This is a genomic window from Ruegeria sp. BHSC026, from assembly GCF_059613065.1.
Genome location: NZ_JBXWRV010000003.1, coordinates 196,838 through 217,241, shown reverse-complemented (window position 1 = coordinate 217,241; position 20,404 = coordinate 196,838). Strand labels below are relative to the sequence as shown.

The window sequence follows — 20,404 nt, the reverse complement described above, 5'->3', positions numbered from 1 at the left end:
AGCCCTTCATGTTTTCTGTGAATTGGGTCAGCCGCCCTGATTGGTTTGCAACGTCTGCAGAACCTGATCGATCGAGAAGCTGGCAGGTTTCTGGCGCGGCGGGTAGTCCTTGAAGGTTTCGAGGAACTGAGCCACGAAAGCCTGAGCCGGCACCAGAGCAAAGGCGCGCTCGAGCCGCCATTGCGAGTAGCCGATGGACTCGTGCTCGGCCCGTTCGAACGGGTCCGAATACAGGTTTATGAGCTTGGGCAACCGCAGGAAGGTCAGCGGTTCCTGCCAAACATCGAACCCATGTGCCCGCTGTTCGGCGAACACGACCTTCCACGGCCCGTACCGCAGGTTCACCAGGTCACCGCCATCCGAAAAATAGAGAAACTCCTTGCGCGGGCCTTCTTCGGTCTCGCCTTTGAAGTATGGCAGGAAGTTGTAGCCGTCCAGGTGCACCGGCTCGTTGCCTTCACCAAAGGGTGCTTCGGTCAGCATGACCTCTTTCATGTCGGCATCCCCCAGCGCGGCCATGAACGTCGGGAACCAGTCTAGGTGACTGATGATCTGGTTCGACTTGCGCCCCGGTTCGATCACACCCGGCCATTTCAACAGCAGCGGAACGCGATAGCCGCCTTCCCAGTTGTCGTTCTTTTCACCCCGGAACGGAGTGGTACCGCCATCGGGCCAGCTGAAGACCTCGGCGCCGTTGTCGGTGGAATACATCACCACCGTGTTGTCAGCGATGCCCAGCTCGTCGAGCCTGTCCAGCATCTGGCCGACCATCTTGTCATGCTCAACCATGCCATCAGGGTAGACCCCCAGCCCGGTCACGCCCTGGCTTTCCTCTTTGAGGTGCGTGAAAATGTGCATGCGCGTCGTATTGTACCACAAAAAGAAAGGCTTATCCTGCTCAACCGCCCGGTCGATAAAGTCGAGCGCACCGGCGGTCACCTCTTCGTCGATGGTTTCCATCCGCTTGCGTGTCAGCGGGCCGGTATCCTCGATATTGCCGTCGGCGCTGGACTTGATGACGCCGCGGGGGCCGAATTGCTCGCGGAAGGCGGGATCCTTGGGATAATCGACATTCTCGGGCTCTTCTTCCGCGTTCAGGTGGTAGAGATTGCCGAAGAATTCATCGAAACCGTGATTGGTGGGCAGGTGTTCGTCCAGGTCGCCCAGATGGTTTTTGCCATATTGACCCGTCATGTAGCCCTTGGACTTCATATATTCGGCAATGGTGGGGTCCTTTTCGCTGATCCCCTCCTTGGCGCCCGGCAACCCGACCTTGAGAAGCCCGGTCCGGAACCCGGACTGGCCGGTCACGAAGCTGGCGCGCCCCGCCGTGCAGGACTGTTCCCCATAGGCATGGGTGAACAACATGCCTTCATTTGCAATCCGGTCAATGTTGGGCGTTTCGTAGCCCATCATGCCTTGGTTATAGGCGCTAACGTTCCAGTACCCGATGTCATCGCCCCAGATGATGAGAAAATTCATAGGCTTGTCCTGGGCCGCAGCCGGCAGCGCCAGACTGACCCCCAAAACTGCGCCGGCAAAGCGCCGCTTCCAATTCAAGGTTCTCAAGTTCTCACTCCCTTAATTCAAATGTTCAAGCAAAGTGGATTCCACGGCCGTTCGTTGTCCGGGCGGCACTGAAACCTCTGCAAGCATACCGCGAAGCGCGCACGTTGGCATTAATTTTGGTTTTTTTGTCGGGACAGGTCTGGCCGACCTACTGGATCAGCGCTTTTCCCGCCACCGAGGCTTCGCGCCTTTTGAGGCAGGGCAACCGGGTCCGCAACGCGGCTGTAGGGGTTGGGTGGGCCAATTCAGGGAACAAGGCCAACAGCTCGGCCGCCGCCCCTATCTCAAACGCCTCAAGCACCATATCGCCGGGATAAAGGCTTTCGGTCGGCAACCCGTTCGAGATCAGAACGGCGTGGCGCGGACAGGCGACGTGGTAATAGGTGACCGGCGATTTGGGCAGGGTCCGGCGAATGGTCCCATCGTTGACCAGATGGACCGCCGCCGCAAAAACCCGAGCTTCGCCGAACAGAAGCTCGGCCATCCACCCTTCGAGCACGATGCGATGCTGCGGTGAGACGTAGAGATCGCGCGACGGCCTGCCGGGCCCCAAAGCGTCCTTGCCTATGCAGATCGGTCTGAAATTCGGGCTCAGTTCCAGTTGGTTTGCTGACAGTGTTCGTTGCCCGATCCAGAGGATCGGCAGCAATTCTCCACGTGAGGTGCGCACGAGATCGCCAACGGCAAGATCTTCGACTGGGCGTGGTCCGTGCGCGGTCTCGATCAGGGTTCCGGCAACGAAACAGGGCACGACCCCAGCAGGGAGGTTCACGGTCACGCCAAGGCTTGCATTGTTCCCGTTTCCGGGGCGGCCGGTGGTCGCGTCGATCCGAAGCGACAGCGATGTACCCGGAGGAATGTCGACCCCCGGTGTCAAGTCGATGGTCAACAAACCGTTGGCGTCGATGGAAACGGAATAATCGGACGGATCCAATGGCCCGTCACCAAGCACTGTGACGCTCCAGGAAACAGATCGTGAGGCATTGTAATCGACGGCAAACGTATCGGCTCCCGACGGGAAATTAATGACCGACGGGCCAGTAATGACCAATGACACGGCGAAACCTCGCTAACAAACGCACATACTGCACGATATTCCTTTTGACGAGTCAACAAATAGCGCCACGCCGCCGCTGCACGGTGCAGATTTCCGGGTTCGCGATGCAGCCGCGAAGGCCGCCGAAGGCAATCGCCCGGTTCTCTTTCGGCAAACTCGGCTTTCCCTTGCCCTTGCCCGCAATATGTTGCACCACACACGGGTTCGACCCCGGTGAACGGGCCAAGGAATGAGGACAAAGCGCATGGCTGACGGATCAATCGACATAAACGCAAAACCGACCGAAGAGATCTCGGTCCGGGACGTGTTCGGCATTGACACGAACATGGTCGTCAAGGGCTTTGCCGAGCAAAGCGACCGTGTGCCGGCGATCGATCCGACCTACAAGTTCGACCCCGAGACGACGCTGGCCATTCTGGCCGGTTTCTCGCACAACCGGCGGGTAATGATCCAGGGTTATCATGGGACCGGCAAATCGACCCATATCGAACAGGTCGCCGCGCGTCTGAACTGGCCTGCAGTTCGCGTCAACCTGGACAGCCACATCAGCCGGATCGACCTAATCGGAAAGGATGCGATCAAGCTGCGCGACGGCAAACAGGTGACCGAGTTTCACGAGGGCATCCTGCCCTGGGCGCTGCGCAACCCGGTGGCCATCGTGTTCGATGAATACGACGCCGGCCGCGCCGACGTGATGTTCGTGATCCAGCGGGTTCTGGAGCATGACGGCAAGCTGACCTTGCTGGACCAGAACGAAATCATCACGCCGAACCCCTATTTCCGCCTATTCGCCACCGCCAACACCGTGGGTTTGGGCGACACCACAGGCCTGTATCACGGCGTGCAGCAGATCAACCAGGCGCAGATGGACCGATGGTCGCTGGTAGCGACGCTGAACTATCTAAGTCACGATGCCGAGGTGATGATCGTGCTGTCCAAGGCGCCGCATTACAACACCGAGAAGGGCCGCAAGACCGTCAGCCAGATGGTCACCGTGGCCGACCTGACCCGGACCGCTTTCATGAATGGCGATCTGTCCACGGTCATGAGCCCGCGCACCGTGATCAACTGGGCCCAGAATGCCGAGATCTTCCGCGACGTGGGCTATGCTTTCCGCCTGTCGTTCCTGAATAAGTGCGACGAGTTGGAGCGCGAGACGGTTGCCGAGTTCTATCAGCGGTGTTTTGATGAGGAACTGCCGGAAAGCGCCGCAAGCGTCAGCCTGGGGTAATGCTGGATTTGCGCCCGTGCCGGGCGCAATGCCTCCGGCGGGGATATTTTGGGCCAGATGAAGGCGGGGCCGGTCGTCGCGGTCGGGCGGCGCTTGAATGAGGGCTGAGAGAGATGGTGCAGAAGAACGACAATCCCGCTGATCCCTTCAAGAAGGCCCTGGCCGAGGCCACCAAGGTGATGGCCGACGACCCGGACCTGTCGGTCAGCTACACGGTCGATCCGTCGGGTTTGTCGGGCGAGTCGATGCGCTTGCCTCAAGTGTCGCGCCGGATGACGCGCGAGGAGGTTTTGCTGGCGCGCGGCACGGCGGATGCGCTGGCGTTGCAGCGCCGGTACCATGACGAGGCCACCCATGCCCGTTACGCCCCGCCGGGCGACATGGCCCGCGATCTGTACGAGGCGATGGAAACTGCCCGATGCGAAGCCATGGGCGCCCGCGACATGCCGGGCACCGCCAGCAATATCGACGTCAAGATCAACCACGAGGCGCTGCGGCGGGGCTATGACCAGTGCAAGCAGCCGTCCGAGGCTCCGCTGGCCGTCGCCGCGGGCTATCTGATCCGGCACCTGGCCACGGGGCGCGATCTCCCGCCGGCGGCCGCGAATGTCATGGAACTGTGGCGCGGGTTTATCGAGGAACAGGCCGGCGGCACGTTGGAGAACCTGAACGAAATTCTGTCGGACCAGACCGCTTTTGCCAAATTCGCCCGCCAAGTGATCGACGATCTGGGTTATGGCGATCAGTTGGGCGAAGACCCGGACGCGCTGGACGAAGACCAGGAGGACCAGGCCGAGGAAGAGGCCGAGGAGCAGCCCGACCCCGACAGCACCGGCCAGGACGAACAGGACGAGCAGGACGCCGACGCCACTCCTGAACAGACGCAGGAAGAGCAGCAAGACCAGTCGCAGGCGCAGGTCTCGATGGATGAGATGGCCGAGGACGAGATGGGCGAAGAGGCCGAGATGCCCGAGGGCGAAGCGCCGCTGGAGCCGCCCGCCCCTCCGCCGGCGTCCGAGGCCGACCCGGACTACAAGGTCTATCTGAACACTCATGACGAGGAGATCGCCGCCGAGGAGCTGGCCGAACCCGCCGAACTGGAACGGCTACGGGCCTATCTGGATCAGCAGTTGGAGCCGCTGAAGGGCGCCGTCAGCCGGTTGGCCAACAAGCTGCAACGCCGACTGCAGGCGCAGCAGAACCGCAGTTGGGAGTTCGACCGCGAGGAAGGCATTCTGGATGCCGGTCGGCTGGCGCGGGTTGTTGCGAACCCGACGACACCGCTGAGCTTCAAGGTCGAGAAAGACACCGAATTCCGCGACACCGTGGTGACGCTGCTGCTGGACAACTCGGGGTCGATGCGGGGGCGCCCGATTTCCATCGCAGCGATCTGTGCCGATGTTCTGGCACGCACGCTGGAACGCTGCAACGTGAAGGTCGAGATTCTGGGCTTTACCACCCGGGCCTGGAAAGGCGGACAGGCGCGCGAGGCGTGGCTGAACGATGGCCGCCCACAGCAGCCCGGCCGCCTGAATGATCTGCGGCATATCGTCTACAAGGGGGCGGATGCGCCCTGGCGGCGGGCGCGGGCCAATCTGGGCTTGATGATGAAAGAAGGCCTGCTGAAGGAAAACATCGACGGTGAGGCGCTGGAATGGGCACATCGGCGGATGCTGGCCCGGCGCGAGCAGCGCAAGATCCTGATGGTGATTTCGGACGGGGCTCCGGTGGATGATTCTACGCTGAGCGTAAATCCGGCGAATTACCTGGAAAAACACCTGCGCGACGTGATCGCCATGGTCGAAAAGCGCAAGATGGTCGAATTGCTGGCCATCGGGATCGGCCATGACGTGACCCGGTATTACGACCGCGCGGTGACGATCACCGATGTGGAACAGCTGGCCGGGGCGATGACCGAGCAATTGGCCGCCCTGTTCGACAGCGATCCGCGCGCGCGGGCCCGCGTGATGGGCATTCGGAAGGCCGGCTGAGCCAGGCCTTGCCCCGGGCGGGACCCTTCTTGAAAAAACCAAACTGAGGTGGGCCATGGCCCGCCTCGGATTGAGGGAGATGCAAATGTTCCAATCCTTCGAAGTGACGGCGCGGCCGGAACAGGGGCCACCGCGACTGGCGGCGTTGCGGGCCGAGTTGGCGCGCGAAGGATTGGACGGGTTCCTTGTGCCGCGCGCCGATGCGCATCAGGGCGAATATGTGGCCGCTCATGACGAGCGGCTGGCCTGGCTGACCGGATTCACTGGAACAGCTGGGTTCTGCGTGACATTACGCGACGTTGCCGGGGTGTTCGTCGACGGCCGCTACCGTACCCAGGTCAAGGCGCAGGTGGCCGAGGAGTTCACGCCGGTGCCCTGGCCCGAAGTATCTCTGGCCGACTGGCTGAAACGGCACCTACCCGAGGGCGGCAAGGTGGGGTTCGATCCGTGGCTGCACGCGGCGGGACAGATCCACGACACGCAAGCCGCGCTGGCCGGCAGCGGGATCGAGCTGGTGCGCTGTGACAACCTTGTCGACCGCATCTGGGTGGACCAGCCAGCGCCGCCGATGAACCCGGCAAAGCCACATCCGCTGGACTTCGCGGGCGAAAGCGCCGAGAGCAAGATCACGCGCCTGGCAAAAAGCCTGGCGGACGCGGGGCGCAGCGCAGCCGTGATCACCTTGCCGGATTCGATCATGTGGCTGCTGAACATTCGCGGGTCTGACATCGCCTACAATCCGGTAGCGCACGGGTTTGCCATTCTGCACGCCGATGGGCGGGTGGACCTGTTCATGGCGGCGCAGAAGCTGACCGGGCTGGACCAACATCTGGGGCCGCAGGTGTCGGTGCACCCGCCCGAAGCGTTTCTGGAGGCCGTCGGCGCGCTGGAAGGCGCGGTTCAGGTGGACATGGGCACCGTGCCTCAGGCCGTGATCGACGTGCTGGCCGAGCGCGCCGTGGATGGCGGCGACCCATGCGCCCTGCCCAAGGCGTGCAAGAACGCGGCTGAAATCGCGGGCAGTGCCGCCGCGCATCTGCGCGACGCGGTGGCGGTGATCGAGACCCTGTGCTGGCTGGATGCGCAGGCACCGGGCAGTGTGACCGAGACCCAGGTCGTCACCCGGCTCGAGGAAAACCGGCGGCGCGACAACGCGCTGCAGGACATCTCGTTCGACACGATCGCGGGCACCGGGCCGAATGGCGCCATCATGCACTATCGGGTGACCGAGGACACCGACAGCCGGCTTGAAGACGGGCATCTGCTGGTTCTGGACAGCGGCGGGCAATATCTGGACGGCACCACCGACATCACCCGCACGATTGCTATCGGAAGCGTCGGCGAAGAGGAGAAGGCCTGCTTTACCCGCGTGCTGAAAGGAATGATCGCCATGTCGATGCTGCGCTGGCCGGTGGGGCTGGCCGGGCGTGACATCGAATGCGTGGCGCGTATTCCGTTGTGGCAGGCGGGTCAGGATTTCAACCACGGCGTCGGTCACGGTGTCGGCGCGTATCTCAGCGTTCATGAAGGCCCGCAGCGCCTGTCGCGCGTCAGCCATGTGCCGCTGCAGCCCGGCATGATCCTGTCCAATGAACCGGGCTATTACCGCGAGGGTGCGTTTGGCATCCGGCTGGAAAACCTGGTGGTCGTGGAAGAAGCGCCCGCCCTGCCCGGCGGTGACGGCGAACGGGCGATGCTGTGCTGGCGTACGTTGACCTATGTCCCGATCGACCGGCGCCTGATCGTGTCCGACATGCTGACCGCAGCAGAACGCGACTGGCTGAACGCCTACCATCGGGACGTTGCGGAAAAGATCCGCCCAAGGCTGTCGCCCGACGCGCAACTGTGGTTGGATGCCGCGACCGCACCGTTGTGACATGACAGTGTTACATGGACGGGTAGACTTCAGGCCGGAATGATCAAAGGCCGCGACGACGAGGGAAGGAGCAGAAATGACCGCAGATATCACGATCCGCAAGGCGCCCGGAAAATGGTGCGTCCGTTCAGGCGGCGCCATTCTGGGCGAGACCACCAACGCACTGGAGCTGTCGGAGGGCGATCTGCCGCCGGTCATCTATTTCCCGCGCGACGACATCGCGATGGCCTTTCTGGACAAGACCGACAAGGTGACCCACTGCCCGCACAAGGGCGACGCCACGCATTTTTCGATCGTCAACAAATCCTCGGTCACCGAAAACGCGGCCTGGAGCTATGAGAACCCGATCCCGGCCGTGTCCGAAATCAAGGACTACATTGCGTTCTACCGGCTCGAATCGGTGAAGGTCGAGCAGATCTGACGCCCACGCAGGGTCACGAATGTTCCTCGGCTGCCGTGGCGGCCAGCGCGCGGTTATAGGCCTTGAGTGCATCGACGTGATAAAGCGCTCCCACCGGGGTTTCGGATCCGTCGTCTTCGGGCACCACCACCGGTAGACAGGCGATCTCGTCACGGTCGAAATAAGGCATCGCCGCCTCGAGCGTGGCGCTGGCCGGAATGCAAAGCCCCTGATCCATCAGCTCCCGCGCCTGTTTTTCGGTGATCGAGCGCGGATCACCCAGCGGGCGCATCACCGAACCGGCCCGCAGCATCGCCAGCAGATAGGCCTGCGGCCCGGCCGCCAGATGCACGCCCCGGCGCTCCAACTGGGTCAGGAAGAACGACCTGTCGACAAGCCGCGAAGCCAGAGCGGTGGACATCGAAACCGATACCATCACAGCCAGCCCGATCTGCCAATCTCCGGTCAGCTCGAACACGATCAGCGTGGTCGAAATCGGCGCCCCCAGCACCGCCGCCGCCACCGCCCCCATGCCCGCGAAGGCATAGAGCGTGTGCGTGCCGGACACGTCCGGCAGCAGGCCGGTCGCGATCAGCCCGAAGGCCAGACCGGTCAGCGCCCCAATCATCAGCGAGGGCGAGAACACACCGCCCCCCATGCGTCCGCCCATGGTAATGGCGACGGCGGCGGTTTTCACCACCGCGAACAGGATGGCGGTGGTCAGCACCAGATCGCCGGTCAGGGCGCGGATCGTGGTTTCGTAGCCCACGCCGATGATATGCGGGAACCAGATGGCAATAACCCCCAGCATCGCCCCGGACACCGCCGGGCGCAACCAGCGCGGCAGTGACAGGCGCGTCTGGACGTGGTTACCGAAATCCTCGGCAAAGAAGATTGCGCGCATCAGCACCACAGACACCAGCCCGCAAACCAGCCCGAGGATCAGGAAGGCCGGAAGCTCGACGTAGAATTGCAACGATCCCGGCGTTTCCAGAATGAATTCGGTCACGTCGCCATATTCCAGCCGGTTGATGACCGTGCCCGCCACCGAGGCGATGACGATCGGCGCAAAAGCATGGACGGCAAAATGGCGCAACACCACCTCGAGCGCGAACAGCGCCCCGGCGATAGGGGCGTTGAAACTGGCCGATACGGCGGCAGCGACGGCACAGCCCAACAGGTCGCGCCCGGTGATGCCGTCGGCATGGATGCGGTTGCTGACCCAGGTCGAGATCACGCCGGCCATGTGCACCACCGGCCCTTCCCGCCCGGTCGAACCTCCAGTGCTGAGCGTGATCAGCGAGGCGAGGAAAGAGGCGATGCCGGCCTTGGTGTCGACCCGACCATCGTTGACGGCGGCGCCTTCAATCACGTCGGCAACCGAGCGCACGCGGCCGTCATCGGTAAACAGGTGCAGGATTACCCCCACCACCAGTCCACCCACGATGGGAATGACCAGGATCATGACCCATGGCAGCCCTTCGGCATGGCTGTGCAGGCGCAGGATGTCCTCGGTCTGGTAGACATAGGCCTGCAAGGCGGTGATGCCCTTGCGAAACCCCAACGCCATGAACCCTGCGGCGATGCCGATGGCCAGCGCGATGAACCAGAACTGGACCTGGCTGGGACCACGACGGCGCATGACCCGCCAGGCGTCTTTGAGCGCGGCCAAGGCCTGTTGGAGCTGGTAGTGCAGCACGGAACGGGTGGACTGGGTCATTGTCCCTCGGCGGGGTTGGGTGATAACCCTTGGTAACGCACGCACCGCGCAGAGAAAAGTCGCAAGCTGGTGAAGCCCGCGGCACACTGCGACAGGATGGCATCAGGCCTGCAGCAGCGCGCGGGCGGCGGCACGGGCCTCGGGCGTTATGGTGTCGCCCGAGACCATGCGGGCAATCTCGTCGATCCGGTCCGGCTCGGACAGCGGCAGGACAGTGGACAGGGTCTGCCCGTCGGTCACGTGTTTCTGAACCCGCCAGTGATGAGCCGCGCGAGCCGCAACCTGCGGCGAATGGGTTACCACCAGCACCTGCCCGCCCTGCGCCAGCGCCGCAAGCCTGCGGCCCACGGCGTCCGCGGTGGCGCCGCCCACCCCGCGGTCGATTTCGTCAAAGATCATGGTGCGGGCGCTGTCGTCGCCCGACAGGCACACTTTGAGAGCCAGCAGAAAGCGGCTGAGCTCCCCACCCGAGGCGATCTTGTTGAGCGGACCCGACGGCGTGCCCGGGTTGGTGGCGACGGTAAAGGCCACGGCGTCCTGCCCCTCGGGTCCGGGCTCGGTGGGTGTGATCTGGGTCTGGAACACCGCACGCTCCATCTTGAGCGGCGCAAGCTCGGCCATTACCGCCGCGTCCAGCCGGCCGGCAGCCTCGCGCCGCAGAGCGCTGAGTGCCTCAGCGGCCGCGTCGTAGGCCGCCTGCGCGGCCTGAACCGCAGCGCGACGGTCGGCCAGGTCGGCGTCTCCGGCCTCAAGCTGGCCCAGACGGGCGCGTAGCGTGTCGGCGAAACCGCTCAGGTCATCTGGCGCCACGTCATGTTTGCGGGCTAGCGCGCGGATGGCGAACAGACGTTCCTCGGTCTGCTCCAACTCGACAGGGTTGAAATCCAGCGCCTCGAGGCAGGAGGTTACGCCATCCTGCGCCTCGCCCAATTCGATCAGGGCACGCCCCAGGGCGGCGATCGGCTCGTCCAATTGGCCCTCGGCCCGGTCGGCGACACCTTCCAGCCAGCGCACGGCATCCGCCATCGCCCCTTCGGCCCCGTCACCGCCCAGCAGGGCAAAGGCACGGGCCACGTCGTCGCGGATGCGCTCGGCCCCCTGCATCATCCGACGGCGGGCGTCGAGTTCGGCGTCCTCGCCCGGCTGCGGATCAAGCTTGTCGAGTTCGGCAACGGAATGCCGCAGAAATTCCTCTTCGCTGCGCACGGCGGCCACGGCGGCCTCGGTCTCGGCCAGGGCTTTGCGTGCGCGCGCCATCTCAGCCCAGGCGGCGCGCACAGCTGTCAATTGCGGCTCGGCCCCGGCATAGGCGTCCAGCATAGCGCGATGACCACGCGGGTTCAGCAGGCCGCGGTCATCATGCTGGCCGTGCAGTTCGACCAAGGTTTCCGACAGCGCGCGCAGCACCTCGCCCGAGCAGCGGCGGTCGTTGACCCAAGCGGTCTTGCGCCCATCGGCAGTGTTGACGCGGCGCAGGATCAGTTCCGACCCGCCGGGCAAACCAGCCTCGGCCAGGATCGCATGGGCGGGATGGCCCTCGGGCAGTTCGAACTCGGCCACGACCTCGCCCTGCGCGGCCCCTTGCCGGACCAGTTCGGCCCGCCCGCGCCAGCCCAGCACGAAGCCCAGAGAGTCGAGCAGGATCGACTTGCCGGCGCCCGTCTCGCCGGTCAGCGCGTTCAGGCCCGGCTGAAAGTTCAGTTCCAGCCGGTCGATGATCAGCATGTCGCGGATATCAAGGGCGCGCAGCATCGGGTCGTCAGCGTCCCAAGCCTGTGACCATGGCGATTACAACCACTGGCCCTTGATCGTCTGGCGGTAGATCTGGCTGAGCCAGTTGTTGCCGCGGCTCTTGAGTTCAAGCCCGCGCGACGTCAGCAGCTTGTAAGCCGCATCATACCATTCGGACGACTGGTAGTTGTAGCCAAGGATCGCACCAGCCGACTGCGCTTCGTCAACCAGCCCCAGGGCCAGATAGGCCTCGACAAGGCGGTACAGCGCCTCGGCGGTGTGGGTGGTGGTCTGGAAATCCTCGACCACTACTCGGAAGCGGTTGATTGCGGCGGTATAGTGATCCTGACGCAGATAATAGCGCCCGATCTCCATTTCCTTGCCCGCCAGATGGTCGAAAGCCAGATCGAATTTCAGCACCGCTGAGGTGGCATATTCGCTGTCGGGATAGACCTCGATCACCGTTCGCAGGGCCTGTAGCGCCTGGAAGGTCAGGCCCTGGTCGCGGCCGACCTCGTCAATCTGATCATAATAGCTGAGCGCCAGAAGGTATTGCGCATAGGCCGCGTCCTCGTCGGTGGGGTAGAAGTCGATATACCGCTGCGCGGCGGCGCGGCTTTCCTCATAATTCTTGTCCGAATGGAACGCAAAGGCCTGCATGATCAGCGACCGCTTGGCCCATTCGGAATAGGGGTACAGGCGCTCCACTTCCGAGAAGTACCAGGCGGCGTCATCCGGCCTATTCTGCGACAACTCGAATTCGCCACGGGTGAAAATCTGTTCGGGGGTATAGCCTTCTAGGTTTTGGGACCGGTCGGCCCCCTTGTTTCCAAACAAGCCGCCCGCATTGCCGCATGCCGTCAAAGTAGCCGCCAGAAGAATCACGCCCGCAAGCCTGACTGCCGCCTTGAAGCCAACCATACCGCCCATCCTAGTCGTCTTGTCTCTTTGGGTAACCCCGGATTGGGCTTTGGTCTAGCATATAAAATTCCGGTGCAAAACGCCTTAAACGACCCGCGACGGAATTGTCGCCAAGACTGGACAGATCAGGCCACCTGCGGGATTTCCGCAAAGGCCAGACCCTGCCCCGGCAATTGCATTGCCTGTTCCGGCGTGCACAGAACCGGGCGCACCGCGCCGGGCGTTTCGAACAGTTTGCGGAGTAGGGTGTTGGTCATCGCGTGGCCGGATTTCTCGCCGACGAAATGGCCGAAGATCGGGCCGCCGGCCAGATACAGATCCCCCAGCGCATCCAGCATCTTGTGACGCACGGCTTCGTCCGCACGGCGGAAGCCGCCCGGAGTCAGAACCGAGTCGCCCTGCACCACGACAGCGTTGTCCAGTGTGCCACCCAGAGCCAGACCGTTTTCGCGCATCGCTTCGACATCCGAGCGGCGACAGAACGTGCGACAGTCGGAAAGTTCGCGGGCAAAGGCACCGTTGCGCATGTCAAGAATCTTGGTCTGCCGTCCGATGGCCACGTCTTCGAAATCGATGTGGAACTCGATGATCAAGCCGTCCGCCGGACGGATCGACGCCCGCGCGCCCTCGCGCTCGGCGACGACCGGCTTGAGCACCTCGTAAGCCAGAACGGGGCTGGCCTGGCGGCGTACACCCTTGGACATGATGCCGCGCACGAATTCAATCGACGATCCATCCATGATCGGGACTTCGGGGCCGTCGATCTCGATCAGGGCATTGTGGATGCCGCATCCGGCCAAGGCTGCCATGATATGTTCAACAGTAGACACCGAGACGCCCGCATCATTGACCAACCGCGTGCACAGCTGGGTCCGCTCAACAACGTCATAGATCGCCGGGATCATTGCATTGCCCAGTTCGATATCGGTCCGCTTGAACCAAATACCGTGCCCGGCGGCAGCCGGCTTAAGAACCATCGTCGCGGGCTTGCCGCTATGCAAACCCACGCCTTTGAACGTGACCGAAGATTTGAGCGTCTGTTGCAAATGGGACCTCTGTGAGCGGTGTCCGACCCGAAACGGCCGTGTTGCCACTCAGTTAAGGAAGCACCGGAAGCACCTCAACTCACTCTTTGTAACCGAATGAAACAGTTTTGCGAACGATCGGCAAAAGCCTGCCGATCCGCGTGTAAATATCTGAAAACTAAAAATAAAGGGTCGCCAACCGGCGACCCTTCCACAGAATTTGTTACCGCGATCAGTTGGCCTGACGCCGCAGGAAGGCCGGTATCTCGATCCGTTCCTGATCCGGGTCGGCCGCGTCTTGCGCAGGTGCCGTGGCGTCAGTCTGGCGCAATGCGGGCTGCTGACGGACAGGTTGCGCGGGGGTGTCCGAGGCATGTCCGGTCATCCGATCGATCAGGCGGTTGAAGCCGAAACGCGGCCGCTCCTCAGCCGCAGGGCGCGGCGGTTGTGCCGACGCCTGCGGACGCTGCGCGTTCAGGCGCTGCGACTCGCTCGGCACTTTCTGGACCGCGGCCTGCAACCGCTGCATGGCCTGCGGCGAAGGGGTGCCCGGCGCATGTGAATGCACCGGATCGGCTGCGGCTTCGACCGGCTGGGGCACCGGCCCGGTTTCGGCTGCGCTTGGCTGGTAGGCCGGCGGCGGAAGATCATCGTCATCCGACGCGGTTTCGGTGCCCGAGTCGTAGAAGCTCTCTTTGAACTCTACTTCCTCGATCGACTCGAACAGGGTCGGCGCGATGTTCTCGGCCGCCTCGGCAACTTCGGCCGGACGCGGCTGGGCCTCGACTTCAGGGACTTCCTGCTCGGCCGAGGTGGCGCGGCTCAGCGGCGCTGCCATCGACCGGCGCGGCGCCGGAGCCTCGGCGGCGCTGTCGCTGGCGTCGATGCCGGTGGCCACGACCGATACGCGCATCTTGCCTTCCATCTCGGGGTCCAGAGTGGAGCCGACGATGATGTTGGCCTCGGGGTCCACTTCCTCGCGGATGCGGTTGGCGGCCTCGTCCAGTTCGAACAGGGTCAGGTCATGGCTGCCGGTGATGTTGATCAGAACACCTTTGGCGCCCTTGAGGCTGATTTCGTCCAGCAGCGGGTTGGCGATGGCCTTTTCGGCGGCCTGGATGGCGCGGTCTTCGCCCTCGGCCTCGCCGGTACCCATCATGGCCTTGCCCATTTCGTCCATCACCGCGCGGACGTCGGCGAAGTCGAGGTTGATCAGGCCCGGACGTACCATCAGGTCGGTCACGCCCTTGACGCCCTGGTACAGCACGTCATCGGCCATCGAGAAAGCCTCGGTGAACGTGGTCTTTTCGTTGGCCAGACGGAACAGGTTCTGGTTGGGGATTATGATCAGCGTGTCAACAACCTTCTGCAGCGCCTCGACGCCGTCCTCGGCCTGACGCATGCGCTTGGCGCCCTCGAACTGGAAGGGTTTAGTCACCACGCCCACGGTCAGCACGCCCAGTTCACGCGCGGCCTGCGCGATGATCGGAGCGGCGCCGGTGCCGGTGCCCCCGCCCATACCGGCGGTGATGAAGCACATATGCGCGCCGGCCAGGTGATCGACAATCTGCTCGATGCTTTCTTCGGCGGCGGCGGCACCCACTGAAGCCCGGGCGCCCGCGCCCAACCCCTCGGTCACCTTGATGCCCAACTGCACCCGCGCCGAAGAGCGGCTTTGCTGCAGTGCCTGCGCGTCCGTGTTGGCCACCACGAAATCCACGCCGTCGAGTTGCTTTTCAATCATGTTGTTGACGGCATTGCCGCCTGCCCCGCCAACGCCAAATACCGTGATCCGTGGCTTCAGTTCATCCTGCCCGGGCATCGAAAGATTTAATGTCATGCTCTGTCCGCCTGTTATATGTCCGCCAATGCGGGATTTTCTTGCCTATCCACCTGCAATCCTACAATCCGAATTGGCAAACGTCACGCCAAAAACGCAAAATTGCCACAAAATATGGAAGAAAACAGACCCGCGCTTGCAGTATTTCGCCGACTCTGGCAGATGTTGCGGGTTGAAGCTGAGGCAACACAACACGCCAACGGCCCGCAACGCCGGGTTGCGGGAGGAGGTCACGTATCCGAACTCTCAGAAAGCCTGCTCGGCCTTCGGTCTGCACCTCTTGTCCGGGTGCTGAGTGAATCTCTAACACGGCCTCTTGATCCTGTCACCGTGCAATCGGGTAAAATGCGCGGCGAAAACCGCCGCACATCGTTGATTTTTCAGGGAGTCAGGTCCAGCGCCTCGACGATCTGGGTATATGGCAGGCCAGCGGTGTCATTGAGCCGCGCCACCTGGGCGGGCGTGTCGCTTTCGAACAGGCACATGCAACGGCCGTCGCCCGGCGAGAAGGTCGAGCGGATATAGCGGATCTGGTCACCGCCGGCGCGCATGGTCTCGGCCGTCCCGATCGCTGCCTTCTGCGCGCCTGCGAGGTCCTCCATGCTGATGCCCTTGAGATTTCTTTCCACCATGAATACAGGCATTTCGTGCTCCTCTCACAAACCGTTTCTGTCAATGAGGGCATTTCAACAGAACCCGGCGCACGGGACTATGGGCGCACCGTTATCATTCGATAACTGACGGTTTGGCCCGGGTGTTGTATCCTTGCCCTGTGGTTTTCAAGGGGAGGGTTGCCATGGAGATGTCCCAGATCCGCTATGTCCTGACCGCGGCGCGGACGCTTAATTTCACCAAGGCGGCCGAGGAATGCGACGTGTCGCAACCGGCGCTGACCAAGGGCATCAAGGCGCTGGAGGAGGAGCTGGGCGCGCCGGTATTTCACCGCGAGGGGCGGCGCATCCTGCTCAGCGAGTTCGGCCGTTCGATGCTGCCGCATCTCGAACACATCCTCGAAGAGACCGAGGCCACGCGGGTTCTGGCCCGCAACTTTTGCCTGCTGGAAAAGACACCGATCCGCCTTGGCGTGATGCCGACGATCGGGCATGTGCGGCTGGCGCGATTTCTGGCCGCCTTCAAGCACGACCACCCCGGCATGGAACTGGCGGTCAGGGAAGCCCCAGTATCGGAGTTGGAGAGCCTTCTGGCCGATGACGAGCTGGACGCGGTGGTGATGACGGCGGGCGACGACATCCGCGACAGGTTCCGCGTCCACCCTCTCTATTCCGAACGCTACGTGGTGGTTCTGCCGCCCGAGCACCGGCTGCAGCGCAAGAACGCCATAACGCTGGCCGAGCTTTCGGGGCAGGACTACGTCGACCGGCTGGCCTGCGAACTGCGCGAAATGGTCATGTCGGTCTGCGATTCGAAGGGGGTCGAGCTGTATGCCCGGTTTCGTTCGGAACGCGAGGACTGGGTGCAGGCGATGGTTCTGGCCGGGATCGGTTTTGCCTTCATGCCGGAATATTCGGTGACTCTGCCCGGCCTCGTCCAGCGCCCGCTGACTGAGCCCGAGGTGAGCCGGGAGGTGGCGATGATCACCGTTCCCGGCCGCAAATTCTCGCCCCCGATGGAGGCTATGATGCGCTCGGCCAGAAGCTTTGCCTGGCCGGGCTGAGCATCCTTACCAGTTGTCCTTGAACCAGCGCACGGCACGGCGGAACGGGCGCACGGCCGAGCTGTCGACCGGGGTTTCGAAATCCCACCATTCGTCCTGCGGATGCGCGGCAAACAGGGCCAATCCGACCGCCGAGGAAAAGCCGGGCCCCGTGGCCGATTGCGGCAGGCCGTGCACCCGCAGAGGCCGCCCCAGGCGGACCCGCTGGCCCAGAATGCGGCTGGCCAGCCCATCGAGGCCGGGAATCTGGCTGCCTCCTCCGGTCAACACGATCTGCTGGCTGGGCATGTGGTCGAACCCGGCGGCGTCCAGCCGCAGGCGGACCTCTTCCAGAATCTCTTCGACGCGGGGGCGCATGATGCCGATCAGTTCGGCACGGCTGACGGTGCGTCGGTCGTGTTCCCAGTCGCCGGTGTCCGCGCCGATGTCGATCATGTCGCGGTCATCGGCGCCAGTGGCATGAACGCCGCCATTGAAGGTCTTGATCCGTTCGGCGATGGTGGTCGAGACCCCCAGCCCCATCGAAATGTCACTGGTGACGTGATCGCCGCCCATGCGTACGCTGTCGGCATAGATCATGTGTTTTTTGATGAAGATCGACACGCCGGTCGATCCACCGCCCATGTCGATACAGGCGGCGCCCAGTTCCTGCTCGTCCTCGACCAGCGCCGAAATTCCCGACACATAAGCCGAGTTGGCAATGCCCGCCAACTCCAGATCGCACCGCTTGATGCAGCGCACCAGGTTCTGGATGGCGACCGCATCGACGGTCAGCATGTGCATGTCCACGGCCAGCGTCTGCCCCATCTGCCCGCGCGGGTCGATCAAGCCCGAGCGGTTGTCGAGCGCGAAATTCACCGGCTGGGCATGCAGCACCTCGCGCCCCGCCCCATAGTCGGGCACGTCGCAAGCATTCAGAACGCGACCGATCTCGGCCTCGGTGACCTCGTGCCCGTCCAGGTCCACCTGCGCGTCCAGTCCATACGAGCGCGGATTGGCCCCCGAGAAACAGGCGATCACGTGATCGACCCGGATGTCGGCCATCTTCTGCGCCGCCTGCAGCGCTGTGCGGATGGCGCGTTCGGTTTCCTGCATGGCCGTGATCTCGCCGAACCGCACCCCACGCGACCGGGTGGTGGCCGCGCCGATGACCCGAAACCCGGTCTGCCCGGCCAGCGAGCCGATCGAATTGTCCTCGCTCAGCCGACCGGTCCCGTCGAACCGCAGCACGAGGCAGGCAATCTTGGATGTCCCCACATCGAGGATCGCGACCACCCCCCGCTGCATGGCCTGCTGGCGCATCTGGCGCATCGCGCGCTGAGACTGATAAAGATCGGTCATCATCGTATTCACTGCCCGTTACCCGTTGTCACTTTTGTATTCCACCAGTCTGCGCTGGCGGCTTCGGTCATCCGAATGGTCGGGCGCGACCCGAGCCGCATATCGACCACGGCCACGTCCCGTTCCAGAAGATCCTGAACCTCGTTCACTGCCAGAACCCGCTCCAGCGCACGCACCGGGCGCTCGGTCGGCAGCATGATGCGCTGGTTGCGGTCCAGAACCAGATCCCAGCGCCGTTCGCCCACCCGCAGCAGGCCGCGCACACGGTCGCCCAGGCCGCGCGCGGTGCGCAGCAGTTCCAGCGCCTCGGCCACATGCTTGTCAGCACCCTCGCCCGCGATCAGCGGCAGATCGGGCCGCTCCGTCCGGCGGGCGATCGACGCCACATGCGCGCCGGTTTCGTCCAGCAGCTCGAGGCCTTCGCGCGTGCGCCATACGACGACCGGCTGACGCTCGACCACGTCCACCTGCAGGATACCGCCCGGCCGGATCCGCACGCTGGCCGACTTCACCGGATCCAGCCCGGTGATCGTGTCGCGGATCTGCTCGACATCCAGATCCCACGAACTGATGGGGAAATCGAGCGGCACCACCTCTCGAATGTCATCGGACAGGTCGGAACCCGCGCCGTCGATCGCCATCAGCTTGACCATGAATTCGGGACGTTCCTGGAAAGCGGTGATTACGCCGTCGACTTGCGCAGTCAGTGCTTCGCGCCGGGTCTCGTCGGCAAAGAACAGACCAACGGCGGCGGCCAGAGCGCCCAGAGGCAGACCGATCTTGAGGCCGCGCCGGATGCCTGGAGTCAGCATCCAGCGCTGCAGACGGTAGCTGAGGCGCGAAGGGGCGGGATCGGCACGCCCGGTGCGACGGCGGAACAGACGCCCACCGCGCAGGCGCAGCTTGGGATCAGACTGGGCCTTTGCATTGCCGCCAGCCTGAAATGTTGCATCCGGCCCCGCAAGGGGTTTGGGCCGATATACGTCTGGCGCGCGCGAGGCGGTCAACGATCGCATGAAGCGTCCTCGACCATCCAGCCGCAGAGCTGACCGAAGGTCATGCCCAGATGCGCGGCTTGTTCAGGCACCAGCGAGGTGGGGGTCATACCCGGCTGGGTGTTGGTCTCCAGTAGGAACAGGCCGTCTTCGCCCTTGGCGTCGTCCCAGCGGTAGTCGGTGCGACTGACGCCCCGGCACCCCAAAACCTGATGCGCGCGCAGGGCATAATCCATGCACAGCTCGAAGATACGCGGCGGGATATCGGCGGGCAGCACGTGGCGCGACCCGCCGGGCTTGTATTTGGCGTCGTAGTCATACCAGCCGTCGGTCAGGATCTCGGTCACGGTCAGGGCGCGGTCGCCCATCACGGTGACCGTCAGCTCGCGCCCGGCCACGTATTGCTCGACCATGACCTGTTCGGGCATGTCATCCGACAGCTGCGGCGGGCCGTTCGACCCCTCGAACACAAGGTAGATCCCAACGCTCGATCCTTCGTTGTTGGGCTTGACCACATATGGCGCGGGCATGACGTGTCCCGCCATCACGTCCGATTTCGGAACGATCAAGCTGTTGGCCACCGGCAGGCCGGCCGCGCGGAATACCTCTTTGCTACGCTGTTTGTCCATGGCCAGCGCCGAAGCCAACACGCCGGAATGCGTGTAGGGAATTCGCAGCCACTCCAGCAGACCCTGCACGCAACCATCCTCACCCCAGCGGCCATGCAAGGCGTTGAAGACAACGTCGGGCTTGATGTCCTGCAAGCGCGCACAAAGGTCAGGACCGGCGTCCAGTTCGACGACCTCGATCCCTTCTCCCACAAGGGCGGCTGCGCATTCGCGCCCGCTGCTGAGAGACACCTCGCGTTCCGCCGAGGGGCCGCCCATCAATACCGCCACTTTGGGGTTTGTCCTGCTCGACCTACCCACGTTCGTGCGCCTCAATGTCCCCGGACCTTATCTGGTGGTCCGTATTTCGTTATGCCTTTGATCCGTCGCCTGAATTTGCCTGTTTTGGTCTGACGGTCGGGGC

16 protein-coding genes are annotated in these 20,404 nt (G+C 63.5%); 5 read left to right on the top strand and 11 right to left on the bottom strand.

The genetic code is table 11. From position 1 onward, the window contains the following. Positions 1–27 precede the first annotated feature (27 nt). On the bottom strand, positions 28–1,482 hold the full coding sequence (locus AC2FME_RS05520; protein WP_496686032.1) for an arylsulfatase: 1,455 nt from the start codon (positions 1,480–1,482) through the stop codon (positions 28–30). 235 nt (positions 1,483–1,717) lie between these two features. Next, a complete protein-coding gene (locus AC2FME_RS05515; protein ID WP_496799856.1) occupies positions 1,718–2,521 on the bottom strand; it encodes a Hint domain-containing protein in 804 nt (267 codons plus the stop codon). Between the two features lie 349 nt (positions 2,522–2,870). On the opposite strand from AC2FME_RS05515, the gene cobS reads away from it, so the two are divergent. The 4 genes from cobS to AC2FME_RS05495 all read left to right on the top strand — a co-directional run bounded on the left by cobS (position 2,871) and on the right by AC2FME_RS05495 (position 8,145). Further along, entirely contained in the window at positions 2,871–3,857 is a 987-nt protein-coding gene (cobS, locus tag AC2FME_RS05510) for a cobaltochelatase subunit CobS (protein ID WP_496678859.1), read from the top strand. A gap of 113 nt (positions 3,858–3,970) precedes the next feature. Then, the gene (gene cobT / locus AC2FME_RS05505) at positions 3,971–5,848 is read left to right on the top strand and encodes a cobaltochelatase subunit CobT (RefSeq protein WP_496794545.1); all 1,878 of its coding nucleotides are present in this window, start codon (positions 3,971–3,973) and stop codon (positions 5,846–5,848) included. An 85-nt stretch (positions 5,849–5,933) separates the two neighbouring features. Beyond that, positions 5,934–7,724 (top strand): aminopeptidase P family protein, encoded by a 1,791-nt coding sequence (locus AC2FME_RS05500; protein WP_496799855.1) that lies wholly within the window; start codon positions 5,934–5,936, stop codon positions 7,722–7,724. Between the two features lie 76 nt (positions 7,725–7,800). Then, on the top strand, positions 7,801–8,145 hold the full coding sequence (locus AC2FME_RS05495) for a DUF427 domain-containing protein (RefSeq protein ID WP_496678854.1): 345 nt from the start codon (positions 7,801–7,803) through the stop codon (positions 8,143–8,145). Between the two features lie 13 nt (positions 8,146–8,158). Here the strand turns inward: AC2FME_RS05495 and AC2FME_RS05490 are convergent, their stop codons facing one another. From AC2FME_RS05490 to AC2FME_RS05465, 6 genes are all read right to left on the bottom strand, one after another. Beyond that, positions 8,159–9,844, bottom strand: coding sequence for a chloride channel protein (locus tag AC2FME_RS05490; protein WP_496799854.1), 1,686 nt, complete (start codon positions 9,842–9,844; stop codon positions 8,159–8,161). Positions 9,845–9,946: 102 nt separating this feature from the next. Then, complete coding sequence (recN, locus tag AC2FME_RS05485; RefSeq protein WP_496799853.1) at positions 9,947–11,596, bottom strand: DNA repair protein RecN; 1,650 nt, start codon at positions 11,594–11,596, stop codon at positions 9,947–9,949. A gap of 36 nt (positions 11,597–11,632) precedes the next feature. Then, positions 11,633–12,496 (bottom strand): outer membrane protein assembly factor BamD, encoded by an 864-nt coding sequence (locus tag AC2FME_RS05480; protein WP_149774745.1) that lies wholly within the window; start codon positions 12,494–12,496, stop codon positions 11,633–11,635. A gap of 125 nt (positions 12,497–12,621) precedes the next feature. Beyond that, positions 12,622–13,542, bottom strand: a complete 921-nt coding sequence (gene lpxC / locus AC2FME_RS05475) for a UDP-3-O-acyl-N-acetylglucosamine deacetylase (protein ID WP_496740947.1) — start codon at positions 13,540–13,542, stop codon at positions 12,622–12,624. Between the two features lie 211 nt (positions 13,543–13,753). After that, positions 13,754–15,361 (bottom strand): cell division protein FtsZ, encoded by a 1,608-nt coding sequence (gene ftsZ, locus AC2FME_RS05470; RefSeq protein ID WP_496678847.1) that lies wholly within the window; start codon positions 15,359–15,361, stop codon positions 13,754–13,756. 380 nt (positions 15,362–15,741) lie between these two features. Beyond that, on the bottom strand, positions 15,742–16,005 hold the full coding sequence (locus AC2FME_RS05465; RefSeq protein ID WP_068347630.1) for a DUF4242 domain-containing protein: 264 nt from the start codon (positions 16,003–16,005) through the stop codon (positions 15,742–15,744). A gap of 152 nt (positions 16,006–16,157) precedes the next feature. Between AC2FME_RS05465 and AC2FME_RS05460 the strand changes: the two genes are divergently transcribed. After that, positions 16,158–17,036 carry a LysR family transcriptional regulator gene (locus AC2FME_RS05460; RefSeq protein WP_496799852.1) on the top strand — a complete coding sequence of 293 codons (879 nt, stop codon included), beginning with the start codon at positions 16,158–16,160 and terminating at the stop codon, positions 17,034–17,036. 6 nt (positions 17,037–17,042) lie between these two features. On the opposite strand, the gene ftsA is transcribed toward AC2FME_RS05460, so the two are convergent. The 3 genes from ftsA to AC2FME_RS05445 are packed head-to-tail and all read right to left on the bottom strand — an operon-like array spanning position 17,043 to position 20,301. Beyond that, positions 17,043–18,377 (bottom strand): cell division protein FtsA, encoded by a 1,335-nt coding sequence (gene ftsA, locus AC2FME_RS05455; RefSeq protein WP_496678843.1) that lies wholly within the window; start codon positions 18,375–18,377, stop codon positions 17,043–17,045. Between the two features lie 8 nt (positions 18,378–18,385). Then, on the bottom strand, positions 18,386–19,393 hold the full coding sequence (locus AC2FME_RS05450) for a cell division protein FtsQ/DivIB (protein WP_496678842.1): 1,008 nt from the start codon (positions 19,391–19,393) through the stop codon (positions 18,386–18,388). Beyond that, complete coding sequence (locus AC2FME_RS05445; protein ID WP_496799851.1) at positions 19,381–20,301, bottom strand: D-alanine--D-alanine ligase; 921 nt, start codon at positions 20,299–20,301, stop codon at positions 19,381–19,383. The genes AC2FME_RS05450 and AC2FME_RS05445 overlap by 13 nt, the downstream gene beginning before the upstream one ends. Between the last annotated feature and the right edge of the window lie 103 nt (positions 20,302–20,404).